Here is a 14,067-nt window from a genome sequence, read left to right as displayed (position 1 = left end):
ACACGGTACGACTTTCGATGGTGGGACAGGTTCTGCGCAGACGCTGGAGGGCGCTGCTGATCCTGGTGGTCGTGGGGGCGGGCGTCGGTGCGGGGGCCTCTGTCGTGCTCTCGCCCGGTTACGAGACCACGGCGAGCGTGCTGCTGCAGGGCCCGCGCCAGGCCGACGAGCTGCTGACGCAGGCCCAGGTGGCCACCAGTTCGGTGGTGCTGGACCGCGCGGCCGCGGCGCTCGGCATGCGCGAGGCCGGTCCGGACCTCCAGAAGAAGGTCACGGCCTCGGTGGCGCAGGGCAACGTCGTGGCCATCAGTGCTTCGAGCGACAGCCCGGAGCACGCCCAGCAGCTGGCCGATCAGGTGGCCAAGGAGTTCGTGAAGTACTCCACGCAGCTGCTGTCCAACTCGGCCGGCTCGTCGGCCCAGCTCGCGCAGGAGCAGCGGGAGGCGCTGCGCCAGCAGGTGGCGCAGACCAACCAGCGCGTCCTCGACCTGTCCCGTTCGGTGTCCGACGGCCAGACGGTGGAGGGCGTGCAGGTCCGCACGGAGCTGCAGGGCCTGCGCACCTCGCTGGAGCAGGCGATGAACAACCTCGACGCGGCCGACGCGGCCACGGGCGCCGGCAACATGGTCGTGATGGGGCCGTCGGAGAAGCCGACCTCACAGGCTCCGCCCACGCTGGCGCAGCTCGCCGGGGGCGGCGCGATCCTGTTCTTCCTCATCGGCCTGCTCAGCTACCTCTTCGGGGCGCGCAGCGACCGCCGGCCGCGCAGTGAGATGGAGATCGGCTCGGCGCTGGGCGCGCCGGTGCTGGCGAGCGTCGACGTGCCGGAGACCGGTGAGCCGGAGCGCGCGACCGGCTTCCGGGGCGCGCTGCGCCGGATCACGGGCAGCGACAAGCCGTGGAACCTGCCGGAGGTGCCGGCTTCGGCCGACGAGTCCAGCCGTGAGGTGCGCTACCGCCGGGTGTTCGCCCGGCTGGGCACCGACCGCGACGGCGTGCTGCGGGTGCTCGTGCTCGTCGCCGCCGGCGACAGTGCAGCGCGGCGCGCGGCGACGCAGTTCGCGAAGGTCGCCGAGACCGAGCGCGTGCGGGTGGAGCTGACGATCACGGAGGTCACCGTGGGCTCCGGCGTGCAGCCGACCGTGCCGGACGGCACCGCCGGGGTGCTCGTGGTGCTCTCGGTCGGCAGCCGCAGCGCATGGGAGCTCGTGGCGATCGCCGAGGCGTGCGCCGACGCGGGCCACGAGGTGCTCGGCGCCGTGCTCACGCGTCAGGTCCGCGTCACCGGGAAACCGCGGAGAGTTCCCGCCTCGGCGGATCCACCCCAGGTCCCGGTGGACCGTGACGCGATGGCAGGTTCGTCATGACCAGTTCGCAGAGCTCCTCGCCGCCACTGATCGACCTGCAGAGAATCGTCGTCGCCGTGCGCCGGCACCGCCGGCTGTGGGTCACCTTCGCGTTGCTGGGCCTGGTGGTCGGCGGCGCCGTCGCCGTGCTGCTGCCGGCCCCGCCGACCGCGATCACCAAGGTGATCGTGATCCACCCGGACGACTCGCCGACCGACAGCGGCACGCTGATGCGCACCGACGTCGCCGTGCTGGAGACCGCGAAGATCGCGTCGGCCGCGCTGCAGAAGGTGCACAGCACCGAGGCGACCGAAGACTTCCTGAAGGACTACACCGGCCTCGGCCTGACCAACAACGTCATGCAGGTGACGGTCACGGCCAAGACCAAGGAAGACGCCGTCGCGAAGGCGCAGGCGCTGGCCGACGTCTTCATCGCCGACCACGTGCAGCGCAACCAAGCCGCCGCGACCGCGCAGGCCAAGGCGCTGCTCGACCAGCGCACGCAGGCGCAGCAGCAGCTGGCGCAGATCGACTCGCAGGCCGCGACCGAGGCCGACAAGGGCAGCCGCGCGAACGCCGGCACGCTGGAGCAGCTGTACACCCAGCGTGCGGACCTGGTGTCGAAGATCGCCGACCTGCAGAACCAGGCGCAGCAGGCGGGTATCGGCACACCGCAGGTGGCCGCGGGCACGCAGATCGTGGACGCGCCGGCGATCCAGAAGGTGTCCTTCCTCAAGACGGTCGCCACCAACGGCGCCATCGGCTTCGCGCTCGGCCTCGCCCTCGGGCTGGCCCTGGCGATGGTCACCGCGCTCGTGCGCGACCGGCCGGTGCTGCGGCGCGAGGTCTCCGAACACCTCGGTGCGTCGGTGATCGCGCAGCTGCCGTCGAAGCTGCGCGGCCCGAAGCGGTTGTGGGCCAAGTCGAAGCCGGTCGTCGAACGCAAGCGCGTGGCCGTGACGCTCGTGCGTTCGGCCCGGGCCGAACGCGGGCCGCTGTCGTTGCTGGAGCTCGGCGCGCCCGGCGTGGCCGCGGGGCTCGCGGTGGACATGGCGGCGGAGCTGGCCGAGGACGGACCGGTCGTGGTGATCGACGATCTGCCGCGCCACGACGCGAAGCGCCTGGCGGTGGCCGGCGACGTGAAGGTGGTCGAGGTCGGAGACCCGTCGATCAAGCGCGCGGTGTACCGGCTCGGCGTCGGCACGGTCGCGCCCGGCACGGCGTGGACGGACCTGGAGTACCTCGGCACGGAGACGGTGCTGGTCGTGCGCTCGGGGCACGCGAACACGTTGTGGCTGCACACCGTAGCCCGGCAGCTCGCCGACTGCGGTATCCCGATCCTGGGTGTGGTGCTCGTCGATCCGGACCCGAAGGATCAGACCGACGGGACGCTGTGGGACGGCCTGCACACCGCGTTGCGCGGGCGGGCGTCCGTGGTGGCGGCCAAGCAGATCGAGAAGCCGGCCGAGCCGCCGCGGAAGTTCGTGGAGCAGGAGCCGGAGAAGCCGATCGACTGGCCGGTCGAGCATGACGTGAACGACGCAGCGACGACCATTGAGGCGTCGGTCGTCAAACCGGCCAAGCCCGCGATGCCCGTCGAGACCAAGGGTCACCTCGAAGCGCCGACCCGCCGGCTCAGCCCGGTGCCGCGCAAGCCCGAGGAGCGCGCGCCGGAACAGCGCAAGTCCCAACCCGGCAACTCCGAGATGCCGACCAAGAAGTTCGCGCCCGTCCAGTCCGGTCCGGAAAGCTAGAGAGGGTCACGCACATGTGCGGCATCGCAGGTGCCTACCACTGGCCGGACGGCGGCCCGCTCACCGATCGGCTCACGAAGTGCCTCGCGCACCGAGGGCCGGACGGTTCGGGGCGCTACGACCAACGCGCCGGCGCCGGGGAAGTCCACTTCGGACACCGCAGGCTGTCGATCGTCGACCTGTCCGAGACGGGCGCGCAGCCGATGGTGGCCGAGGGGCTCGCGCTGACGTACAACGGCGAGCTCTACAACGCCCCGGAACTGCGCGCGGAGCTGGAGGGCAAGGGCGTGCGGTTCCGCGGCACGTCCGACACCGAGGTGCTGCTGCGCGCGTGGCGCGAGTGGGGCGTCGACTGCCTGCCGCGGCTGCGCGGGATGTTCGCGTTCGGCGTCTTCGACGAACGCACCGGTGAGCTCACGCTGGTGCGCGACCAGCTGGGCATCAAGCCGCTGTTCTTCGTGCGGCGAAACGGTGGCGTCGCGTTCTCCTCGGAGCTCAAGGCGCTGGCCACCGAGCTCGGCGGCACGCTGGAAGTCGACAAGGCGGCACTCATCGCGTCGCTGCTGTACTACTGGGTGCCCGACAGCCGCTGCGCGTACCGCGAGGTCGAGAAGCTGCAGCCCGGCACGTGGGTGCGCTTCCGCCCGGGCGGCACGAGCGAGCGCGGCGCCTACTGGTCGCTGCGGCAGGTCGCGGAAGAGGGGGAGGCCTACAGCCGTCAACACAGTGGCGACGTCGACCTCCACCAGGTGATTGCCGACTCCACGAGCAAGCACCTGCTCTCCGACGTCCCGGTCGCCACGTTCCTCTCCGGCGGCCTCGACTCCAGTTACCTCACCGCGCTCGCCGCGCGTCAGCAGCCCGGGATCTCCGCGTACACCATCGGTTTCCGCGCCGAGGACGCCAAGTTCGAGGCGATGCCGGACGACCTGAAGTACGCGCGCATCGTCGCCGAGCAGTTCGGCGTCGACCTGCACGAGATCGAGATCGCGCCGCAGGTGCTCGACCTGCTGCCGCGCATGACCTACCACCTCGACGAGCCCATCGGCGACCCCGCGGCCATCAACTCGTTCCTCATCTGCTCGGCCGCGCGCGAGGCCGGCGTGAAGGTGATGCTGTCCGGGATGGGCGCCGACGAGATGTTCGCCGGCTACCGCAAGCACTACGCGAACCAGCTCGCCCTGCGCTACCAACGCGTTCCTGGCCTGGTGCGCAAGCCGATCGAGACCGTGGTGGACCGCTTGCCGGTCGCGTCCGCCAGCCGCGGCTACCGCACGGTGCGGTTCGCCAAGCGGTTCCTGTCGTTCGCGGAGCTGCCGGAGGAGACGGCGTTCCGGCGCAGCTACACGATGTACGACCGCGGCGAGCTGCTCGGCCTCGTGAACCCGGACCTGGCCACCGACGTCGACGACGTGCTCACCGAACACGCGGACACCTACCACGACCAGGCGCTGAGCGACTACGTCAACCGCATGTGCCTGGCCGACACGCGGATGTTCCTGCCCGGCCTGAACCTCACCTACACCGACCGCTCGACGATGGCCGCCTCCACCGAGGTGCGCACGCCGTTCGTCGATGTCGAAGTGGTCAAGGCGGCGTTCCGGGTGCCGGGAAACAAGAAGATCGTCGGCCGCCAGGGCAAGGCGGCGCTCAAGGAAGCCGCGCTGGCGATCCTGCCGAAGGAGATCGTCTACCGCCCGAAGGGTCTCTTCAGCGCCCCGCTGCGGGCCTGGATGAGCCGCGACCTGGCCCCGCTGGTCCGGGAGGTCGTGAACGAGGGTGTGCTCGTCGAATCCGGGTTCCTGCAGCGGGAGGCCCTGCAGAAGCTCGTGGCCGAGGACGCCGCCGGGCAGCAGGACCGCGCGAAGCACCTCTGGCACGTGTTGACCCTCGAGTACTGGTACCGCGCCGCTTCTTCCACCGTGATCTCAAGCAGCTAGGAGTGCTGTGAAGCAGGTAGTGCAGAACTACAAGAGCGGGGAGCTGGCCCTCCTCGACGTCCCCGTCCCGGCCTGCAAGCCGGGCGGCGTGCTCGTGCGCACGGTGTACTCGCTGATCTCGACCGGCACCGAGATGATGAAGGTGTCCGAGGCGAGCATGTCGATGATCGGCAAGGCGCGTTCGCGGCCGGACCAGGTCGCCAAGGTGATGCAGAGCGTCGCGACCAACGGCCTCGCCGCCACCTACCGCAAGGTCACCAGCAAGCTCGACTCCTACACGCCGCTCGGCTATTCGCTGTCCGGGGTGGTCGTGGAGGTCGGTGCCGGGATCGACGACGTCGCGGTGGGCGACGTCGTGGCGTGCGCGGGCAACGAGCACGCGCTGCACTCCGAGCTCAACTGGGTGCCCAAGAATCTCTACGCCCGCGTGCCCACCGGCCTCGAACCGCGGCACGCGGCGTTCGGCACGGTCGGGTCGATCGCGATGCAGGGCGTGCGCCGCGGTGAGCCGCAGCTCGGCGACCTGGCGCTGGTGATCGGGCTCGGCCTGATCGGACAGCTCGTGGTGCAGCTGCTGGTCGCCTCCGGCGTGCGCGTCGTCGGCGTGGACCCGGACCCGTCGCGGTGCGAGCTGGCCGAGCGGCTCGGCGCGCTGACCTGCGCGCACCCGGGCTCGGGCACGGTGGACAACGCCGTCGCGGAGCTGTCCGGCGGCCACGGCGTGGACCAGGTCTACCTCGCCGCGGGCGGCGCCTCGAACGACCCGGTGGAGCTGGCCGCGCGGCTCGCGCGAGACCGCGGCCGCGTGGTCGACATCGGCAAGATCTCGCTCAACCTGCCGTGGAACGCCTACTACGAGAAGGAGCTCGACGTCCGCTTCTCGCGTTCGTACGGACCGGGCCGCTACGACCCGGAGTACGAACTCGAGGGCCGCGACTACCCGATCGGTTACGTGCGCTGGACCGAGCGCCGCAACATCGAGTGCTTCCTCGACCTGGCCGCGCGCGACAAGCTCGACGTCGAACCGCTGATCACGCACACCGCCGACTTCTCGACGGCCGTGGAGACGTACAAGTCGCTGCAGGACGGTGAGCTGAAGGCCGTCGCGGTGCTGTTCCAGTATCCGGCCGGCCCCGAGGACGAAGCGGGCCCGGTGGTGTCGTCGGTCGCGCTGCCCGCGGAGACGGGCACCCGCGCGACCCCGCGCGGCCGGCTGCGCGTCGGGTTCGTGGGGGCCGGCAACTACGCGTCGTCGATGCTGCTGCCGCACCTGGTGGAACAGGACCGCGTGGCGCTGTCCGAAGTGGTCACCACGTCGGCGCTCTCGGGCGCCAACGCCAAGCGCAAGTTCGGTTTCGCCCGTGCCACCACGGACCTCGACGCGCTGCTCGCCGACGAGTCGGTGGACACCCTGTTCGTGGTGACGCGCCACAGCTCCCACGCCGAGCTCACCCGCCGCGCGCTGCTTGCCGGCAAGGCCGTGTTCGTGGAGAAGCCGCTGGCGCTGTCGGAGAAGGAGCTGCGCGGGATCGTCGAGGCCATCGAGGAGTCGGGCAACAACCGGCTGCAGGTGGGCTTCAACCGTCGCTTCGCGCCGCTGCTCAACGAGGCCAGGGTGCAGTTCGGCCCGCGGCTGGGTCCGGCCTCGGTGCGCTACCTCGTGAACGCGGGCCGCCTGGAGTCCAACAGCTGGTACAACCAGGCCGACTCCGAGGGCTCCCGGTTCGTCGGCGAGGGCGGGCACTTCATCGACACGGTGAGCTGGTTCCTCGGCAGCGACCCGATCTCGGTCTACGCCACCGCGACCCCGGGCAACGACGACCTGCAGGTGCTGCTGCGCTACGCCGACGGCTCGACCGCGGCCATCAGCTACGTGACCAGCGGCTCCACGTCGTTCCAGAAGGAGACGCTGGAGGTGCTGGCCGACGGCAAGGTGCTGAAGTTCGACGACTTCGCCCGCGCCTCGGTGTACGGCAAGAAGCGCTGGGCCAGCTCGCGCATCCCGAAGGGCCGCGACAAGGGCCAGAAGGCCGAGATCGAGGCGTTCGTGACCGCGCTGACCACCGGTGTCGCGATGCCGATCGGCGTCGAGTCGCTGGTGAACACGACGCTGGCCACGCTCGCCGTGAACCGCAGCCTCGAGACCGGCGCGCCGGTGCGGCTGGAGCCGAAGGAGGTGCTCGGCTGATGGATCCCGCCTGGTACCTGCGAAGACTCTCGGCGATGAGCCCAGCCGAGGTCGCCGGGCGCGCCACCGACATGCTGCGCAAGCAGCAGTGGCGTGGGGTCGCGAAGCAGAAGGCCACGTGGCTGTCGCACCGCGCGTTCGAGCGGCCGGCGGGCATCGAGGACGTGTCGGCCGAGGCACGCGCCGAATTGCTGGCCACGGCCGAGCGGCTGATGGACGGCCACGCCGAGTACTTCGGGGTGGAGCGCGCTGACCTCGTGACACCGGACTGGTCGTTCGACCCGAAGACCGGCCGGCACGCGCCCGCCGACGCGTACTCGTTCGACATCGCCTACCGCAGCGAAGACGCGGTCGGCGACATCAAGCAGATCTGGGAGCCCTCGCGCCACCAGCACCTCACCGTGCTGGCCGCCGCGTACGCGCTGACTGGCGAAGACCGCTACGCCCACCGTGTGGCCGACCACCTGAAGTCCTGGTGGGCGGCCAATCCGCCGATGCGCGGCGTGCACTGGGTGAGCGGCATCGAGCTCGGCATCCGGCTGCTGTCGTGGGTGTGGGTGCGCCGGCTGCTCGACGGCTGGACGGGCGCGTCCGGCCTGTTCGAGGACAATCCCGAGGCGCTGCACCAGATCTGGCATCACCAGCGCTGGCTCGCGGCGTTCCCGAGCCGGGGTTCGTCCGCGAACAACCACGTGATCGCCGAGGACGCCGGGCAGCTCGCCGCCGCGTGCGCGTTCGACTGGTTCCCCGAGTCACCCGCCTGGCGTGACGCGGCACTGAAGTCGCTGGACACGCAGCTACAGGCCAACACGTTCGCCTCCGGGCTCAACCGCGAGCTGGCCACGGAGTACCACGGCCTGGTGCTGGAGCTGGGGCTCGCGGCCGCGCTGGAAGCCGGCCCGCTGGTGCCGACGTCCACCTGGCTCGTGCTGCGCCGGATGTGCGACGCGCTGGCGTCCATTGTGGACGCCGAACTGCGGCCACCGCGCCAGGGCGATGCCGACGACGGCTACGGCCTGATTGTCGACGGCACCGGCACCAGCCGCTGGGCTTCGCTGCTCGCGACCGGCGACGCGTTGTTCGGCCGGCAGGAGTGGTGGCCGAAGGTGCCGGACGGTCTCAGGAACACCGTCCGGACCTCTCTGTTCGCTTCGCTCGGCGGTGTCCCCGAGCTCACCGATCCGCGACCCCCTCGGCGGATGGACGACCTCTTCGACGCCGGCATGACGATCCTGCGCACCCCGGCCGAGAGCACCGCCGAGCCGGAGATCTGGGTCCGCTGCGACGGCGGCCCCCACGGCTTCCTCGCCATCGCCGCCCACGCCCACGCGGACGCGCTGGCACTGGAGGTCCGCCACGAGGGCGTCGACATCCTCGCCGACCCGGGCACCTACTGCTACCACGGCGAACCCGAGTGGCGCTCCTACTTCCGCTCGACGCTCGGCCACAACACGCTGCAGCTCGGCGACACCGACTCCTCGGCGTCCGGCGGGCCGTTCCTGTGGACCCGGCACGCGCAGACCCGCACGCTCGCAGTCGGCCCGGTGCGCTGGCGCGCCGAGCACGACGGCTACGCACCGGCCGTGCACCGCCGCTGCGTGGAGCTGGAGGACCGGACGCTGACGATCCTCGACGAGGTCGACGGCGACCTGATGCTGCCGGCGAAGCTGGCCTTCCACCTCGGCCCGCTCGTCGAGGTGACCCTCGACGACAGCACAGCGCTGCTGAGCTGGCCCGGCCACACGGCAACGTTGGCGCTGCCGCCGACGTTGACCTGGACCGCGCACCGCGGCGAGACGAGCCCGCCGCTCGGCTGGTACTCCGCCGGCTTCGGCCGGCGCGAACCGTCGACCACACTGATCGGCACTGGTACGGCCGCCGAACCCTTGACCACCACGTTGAGTTTTCAATAGATCGAGAGGATCCACCCGGTGCGATCGACCAGCAGGCTTGTGCTGTTCCTGGGTCTGCTGTGCCCGCTCGTCCTCGCCGGGTGCACGAGCGCGCCCGACGACGACGCCGCGTCGAGCCAGGCCGCGGCGACCTCGGCGGCGCCGTCCGGGCCGGTGGCGGCGGTGTGCGACAAGACGCCGCCCGGACCCGCCACCGCACCCGCGGGCGCGGCGGCCGTGGCGGTGACCGACGACTTCGCCGCGAAGGTCCGTGGCGCCCCGGCCGGCACCACGTTCTGGCTCGCGCCGGGCAGCCACCACCTCGGCGACGACCGGTTCGACCAGGTCCAGCCCAAGGACGGCGACGTGTTCGTCGGCGGGCCGGGCGCGGTCCTCGACGGGCGCAAGATCAACCAGTACGCCTTCACCGGCCACGCGAAGAACGTGAAGATCACCAACCTCACCGTGCAGAACTTCGTCGCCCCGCGTGACGAAGGCGTGGTGAACCACGATTCCGGCGATGGCTGGGTCATCCAGCACACCACTCTGCAGGACAACGACGGCGCGGCCCTGATGGCCGGCAACAAGCAGCAGGTGCTGGACAACTGCCTGCGCCGCAACGGCCAGTACGGCATGAACGCGTTCTCCGCCGACGACGACATCACCGGGCTGGTGGTGCGCGGCAACGAGATCACCGGCAACAACACCGGTGACTGGGAGAAGAAGATCGACGGCTGCGGCTGCACCGGCGGCATCAAGTTCTGGTCCGTGAACGGCGCGGACGTGATCGGCAACTGGGTGCACGACAACCGCGGCACCGGCCTGTGGGCCGACACGAACGACAACGACTTCCTCATCGAGGGCAACCTCATCGAGAACAACGACAGCGCGGCGATCATCTACGAGACCAGCTACAACGCCGTGATCCGCAACAACACCATCCGGCGCAACAACCTCGTCGACGGCCGCGACTACGCCGACCGCGGCGACTCGTTCCCGACCGCGACGATCTACATCTCCGAGTCCGGCGGCGAACCCCGGGTGAAGGCCCGCACGTCGAAGCTCGAGATCTACGGCAACGTGTTCGAGAACAACTGGAACGGCATCACCCTGTGGGAGAACGCCGACCGCTTCTGCAACAGCCCCGCCAACACCTCCAGCGGCGTCTGCACGAAACTCCAGCCCGACACCGCCAAGTGCGCCGCGCCGGCGATCGCGCAGAAGCCGCTCTACGACGACTGCCGCTGGAAAACCCAGCGCGTGGACATCCACAACAACCGCTTCACGCTGCAGCCCTCGGCGATCGGCTGCGAGGAGACGTGCGGGCGCATGGGACTGCTGTCGAACTTCGGCACCTACCCGGACTGGTCGCCGTACAAGGGTGACGTGGTGCAAAACGCGATCACCTTCAAACAGGGCAACAGCTGGCACGACAACGCGTACACCGGCCCGTGGACCTTCATCGCCACCGACATGAGCCACGTCCTCGGCATCGGCGAGTGGGAGGGCGCGCCCTACAACCAGGACGCGCGCACGACGTACGAGCGCGGCGGGGGAGGGTGACCATGGCGGTACTGGCCGACATCCGGCGACCGACACCGGCGGAGACCGGCGAGCGCACCCCGAAGCTCGTCGGGGCCGCGTGGGCGCTGCTGATCCTCAACACGCTCGGCTCGACCGGCGCCGAGACCGTGATCCCGCTGCCGCGCGCGGTGAGCCAGCTCGTGACCATGGGCGCGCTGATGACCGCGTTCGTGATCGCGCTGGCGCTGAACCCGCGGCTGAAGATCCGGCCGAGCGCGTACCTGTTGCTGCTCACGCTGCTGCTGGTCACGAGCACCGTCGCGAGCCTGCACCTGGAAGCCGGGTTCGGGTCGCTGTTCCGGTGCTTCCGGTTCGGGGTGTTCCTCGCGACGCTGTGGCTGCTCACGCGCTGGTGGAACGGATCGTTCACGTTCGTGCGCCACCACATCAAGATGTTCAGCGCCGTGCTCGTGTCGGTGGCGATCGGGCTCGTCATCGCGCCGGGCAAGGCCATGCCGGAGAGCTACGGCGGCCGGCTCGCGGGCGCGATCTGGCCGCTCACACCGCCGCAGGTCGGGCAATACGCGGCGGTGATCGCGGGCCTGGCGGCGCTGCTGTGGCTGGGCAAGCGCACGACGATGACCAGCGCGCTGATCGTGATCGTGCCCTCGCTCGGGCTGCTCCTGCTCTCGCACACGCGCACGGCGACGCTCGGTCTCGTGGCCGGGCTCGTGGTCGCGCTGCTGTCGCTGGCCATGACGAACGCCCGCGCGCGCAAGGTGTTCACCACGTTCGTACTGGTGGCGGGCTTCTCCGTGGTGGTGCTCGGCGGGCTGTTGCAGGCGTGGTTCTTGCGCGGGCAGAGCGAGGAGAACTTCTCCAGCCTCACCGGCCGCGCGAAAGTGTGGGACGCGCTGCTGGCCGCGCCGCGCACGGTCAACGAGTACATCTTCGGCGTGGGCCTCACCGACAAGTCCTACGACGGCCTGCCGATCGACAACAGCTGGCTCGCCGTCTACCACGAGCAGGGGTTCACTGGCATCGCGATCGTCGCGGCGTTCCTGCTGGTGCTGGTCGCCGTGGCGGTGCTGCGGCCGCCGTCGCTGGCGCGCGCGTGTGCGATCTTCCTGATCACGTACTGCATTTCCGCGTCCTACACTGAGGCCGGGCTCGGTGACGCGTCGCCGTACCTGCTGCACCTGGCGCTGGCCGCGTCGCTGCTGGCCCAGGGCACGGTGCGGGCCGCTTCCGACGAAGAGTTCATTCCGAAGGGGCAGCCCGCATGAAGGTGCTCGTGGTCCACAACCGCTACCGCTCGGAGCAGCCGAGCGGGGAGAACAACGTGGTCGACGCCGAGACGGCTTTGCTGGCTGCCGGCGGCCTTCGGGTTTCGTTGTTCGAGCGGCAGAGCGACGACATCGCAGCCATGTCTTTGCCCCGCAAGGCTTTGGTGCCGGTGCAGGTGCCGTGGAACCGTTCGGCGCGCGCTGAGCTGACGGCTCGGTTGCAGGTCGAGCGGCCGGATGTGGTGCACGTTCACAACACGTTCCCGCTCCTGTCGCCGTCGGTGCTGGCTGCGTGCGCGGACGCGCGGGTGCCGGTGGTGGCGACGCTGCACAACTACGGCATGGTCTGCCCGCCGGGCACGCTCTACCGCGACGGGCGAATCTGCACGGACTGCGTGGGTGGCGCGCCCGTTCCCGCGGTTCGGCACGGGTGTTACCGGGGTTCGCCCGCGGCGACGGTGCCGATGGCCGCGAACCTCCTGCTGAACCGCTCGCGGTGGCGTTCTGACGTGACCCGCTTCTTCTGCATCTCCGACGCCCAGCGGCGCTTGCTGGTGGACGCCGGGATGCCGGCTTCGAAGATGACGGTGAAGCACAACTTCGTCACCGATCCGGGCGTTCGGCGGGTGGGCGAGGGTTCCCACGTGCTTTTCCTCGGGCGGCTGACGGAGGAGAAGGGCGTGCCGCTGCTGATGGCGGCTTGGGACCGGCTCGGTGGTTCGCTCGGCTTGCCGCTGGTGATCGCGGGCACCGGGCCGCTTTCGGAGGATGTCGCTGCTTGGGCCGCTTCGCGCACGGACGTCTCGTACGTCGGGCTGCAGGACAAGGCGGCTTGCCAGAAACTGACCGCCTCGGCGGCCGCGGTGGTCGCGCCTTCGGCGTGGCTGGAGGCGTTCGGCCTCGTCGTGGTCGAGGCCATGGCCGCCGGCGTGCCCACCATCGCGCCCTCGCACGGCGCGTTCACGGAGCTGGTCTCCGACGGAGTCACGGGCGTGCTGCATGCGCCGGGTTCCGCCTCGGCCTTGGCCGACGCCCTCCGCGACGCCCTCGCCGATCCCGAACGCAACCGCAAGATGGGCGACGCCGCACGCCAGCGCTACGACGAGGACTTCACGCCGGCCGTGGGTTTCCGGCGGTTGGTCGAGGGCTACGAGGCCGCCATCGCCGCCCACCGCTTGACACCAAGGTGACGACCGAAACCGTACGGTCCCATCAGAGGTCCCGCACGGACGGGCACCGCGGCTGAAAGGGCGCTCGCCTCCATGCAGACCTCCCGCTTCCCCACTCCCACGCTCTCCGCGCCGGCGAGATCTGCGCTGATCGGCTCCGCTCGATGAGATCCGCCGTCCGCGCGGCGCCGCCCGCGTTGCCGGTGTCCGTGCGCACGCCGGTGTTGGTCGCGGCCGGTCTCGGGTTGGTCGTGCTGGTGGTGCTGGCGGTCCTGTTCGCCGGGGAGTCCCAGCCCACCGCGTTCGACACCCCGCTCCTGCCCGGCCCGGACCTGCTGCCCGACCCGTGGTGGTACGTCGCCACCGCCGTGGACTTCGTGGGCGAGCCGGTGGGCTCTGCGATCGTGATCGTGCTCTTCACCGGCGGCGTCCTGCTGGCCAGGCGGCCGCGCACCGCTGTGCTCATTCTGGTCGGCTGCGGGCTCACGGTCGCCGTGACCTCACTGCTGAAGCCCATCACCGGCCGCGTCATCCACGGCCACTTCCTCTCGTACCCGAGCGGCCACACGGCCTTCGCGACGGCGCTGGCCCTCATCGGCGCCTTCCTCCTGGCCGACCGCCTGAGCCGCCCGGCCGCGCTCACCGTTACCGCCGTGCTCGCGCTGGCCGCGGCGCTGCTCATGGCCTGGGCCGAAGTCGGCCTCGGCGCGCACTACCCGACCGACACCATCGGCGGCTTCGCGGCGGCCCTCGTGATCATCCCGGCGACGGCGTTGGCCGTCGACCGGATTGCTGTGCGGCTGTAGAGCGTGGGTCTCTGGGGTTTGGATCTCGCAGGGCGGAGTGAGGTTTGAGGTCCTCGCAGGGCGGCGTTTGTTTGGGGGAGCACCCCGAAGCTGGATTGTGCTGACGGCCGCTGTTGCGGTGTGAAGGGGGGAAATCGGGTCGGTGCAACCGCTCACGGCGGG

Annotated in this window: 9 protein-coding genes; all 9 read left to right on the top strand. The window is 70.5% G+C overall.

From position 1 onward, the window contains the following. The first annotated feature begins 17 nt into the window (after positions 1–17). The 9 genes from AB0383_RS31090 to AB0383_RS31050 all read left to right on the top strand — a co-directional run bounded on the left by AB0383_RS31090 (position 18) and on the right by AB0383_RS31050 (position 13,905). A complete protein-coding gene (locus AB0383_RS31090) occupies positions 18–1,367 on the top strand; it encodes an exopolysaccharide biosynthesis protein (RefSeq protein ID WP_366189257.1) in 1,350 nt (449 codons plus the stop codon). Then, a complete protein-coding gene (locus AB0383_RS31085) occupies positions 1,364–3,100 on the top strand; it encodes a Wzz/FepE/Etk N-terminal domain-containing protein (protein WP_364171436.1) in 1,737 nt (578 codons plus the stop codon). Before AB0383_RS31090 ends, AB0383_RS31085 begins: the two co-directional genes overlap by 4 nt. A 14-nt stretch (positions 3,101–3,114) precedes the next feature. Further along, positions 3,115–5,040, top strand: coding sequence for an asparagine synthase (glutamine-hydrolyzing) (asnB, locus tag AB0383_RS31080; RefSeq protein ID WP_366189256.1), 1,926 nt, complete (start codon positions 3,115–3,117; stop codon positions 5,038–5,040). Positions 5,041–5,047: 7 nt separating this feature from the next. After that, positions 5,048–7,228, top strand: a complete 2,181-nt coding sequence (locus AB0383_RS31075; RefSeq protein WP_366189255.1) for a bi-domain-containing oxidoreductase — start codon at positions 5,048–5,050, stop codon at positions 7,226–7,228. After that, the gene (locus AB0383_RS31070; protein ID WP_366189254.1) at positions 7,228–9,141 is read left to right on the top strand and encodes an alginate lyase family protein; all 1,914 of its coding nucleotides are present in this window, start codon (positions 7,228–7,230) and stop codon (positions 9,139–9,141) included. The genes AB0383_RS31075 and AB0383_RS31070 overlap by 1 nt, the downstream gene beginning before the upstream one ends. Before the next feature lie 18 nt (positions 9,142–9,159). After that, the gene (locus AB0383_RS31065; RefSeq protein ID WP_366189253.1) at positions 9,160–10,683 is read left to right on the top strand and encodes a right-handed parallel beta-helix repeat-containing protein; all 1,524 of its coding nucleotides are present in this window, start codon (positions 9,160–9,162) and stop codon (positions 10,681–10,683) included. Positions 10,684–10,685: 2 nt separating this feature from the next. Further along, the gene (locus AB0383_RS31060) at positions 10,686–11,930 is read left to right on the top strand and encodes an O-antigen ligase family protein (RefSeq protein ID WP_366189252.1); all 1,245 of its coding nucleotides are present in this window, start codon (positions 10,686–10,688) and stop codon (positions 11,928–11,930) included. Further along, positions 11,927–13,120, top strand: coding sequence for a glycosyltransferase (locus AB0383_RS31055; RefSeq protein ID WP_366189251.1), 1,194 nt, complete (start codon positions 11,927–11,929; stop codon positions 13,118–13,120). The genes AB0383_RS31060 and AB0383_RS31055 overlap by 4 nt, the downstream gene beginning before the upstream one ends. Before the next feature lie 143 nt (positions 13,121–13,263). Next, on the top strand, positions 13,264–13,905 hold the full coding sequence (locus tag AB0383_RS31050; RefSeq protein WP_366189250.1) for a phosphatase PAP2 family protein: 642 nt from the start codon (positions 13,264–13,266) through the stop codon (positions 13,903–13,905). Positions 13,906–14,067: the final 162 nt, after the last annotated feature.

The sequence above is a fragment of the Amycolatopsis sp. NPDC051373 genome, assembly GCF_040689465.1.
Lineage (GTDB): Bacteria > Actinomycetota > Actinomycetes > Mycobacteriales > Pseudonocardiaceae > Amycolatopsis.
Note: the sequence above shows the minus strand (reverse complement) of the source record. Positions and strands in the feature narration are given on the sequence as shown.

What these genes read in the sequence shown, in the direction of transcription:
- AB0383_RS31090 (WP_366189257.1), top strand. Translation starts at nt 18, where the DNA reads ATGGTGGGACAGGTTCTGCGCAGACGCTGGAGGGCGCTGCTGATCCTG.
- AB0383_RS31085 (WP_364171436.1), top strand. Translation starts at nt 1,364, where the DNA reads ATGACCAGTTCGCAGAGCTCCTCGCCGCCACTGATCGACCTGCAGAGA.
- asnB (WP_366189256.1), top strand. Translation starts at nt 3,115, where the DNA reads ATGTGCGGCATCGCAGGTGCCTACCACTGGCCGGACGGCGGCCCGCTC.
- AB0383_RS31070 (WP_366189254.1), top strand. Translation starts at nt 7,228, where the DNA reads ATGGATCCCGCCTGGTACCTGCGAAGACTCTCGGCGATGAGCCCAGCC.
- AB0383_RS31060 (WP_366189252.1), top strand. Translation starts at nt 10,686, where the DNA reads ATGGCGGTACTGGCCGACATCCGGCGACCGACACCGGCGGAGACCGGC.
- AB0383_RS31055 (WP_366189251.1), top strand. Translation starts at nt 11,927, where the DNA reads ATGAAGGTGCTCGTGGTCCACAACCGCTACCGCTCGGAGCAGCCGAGC.
- AB0383_RS31050 (WP_366189250.1), top strand. Translation starts at nt 13,264, where the DNA reads ATGAGATCCGCCGTCCGCGCGGCGCCGCCCGCGTTGCCGGTGTCCGTG.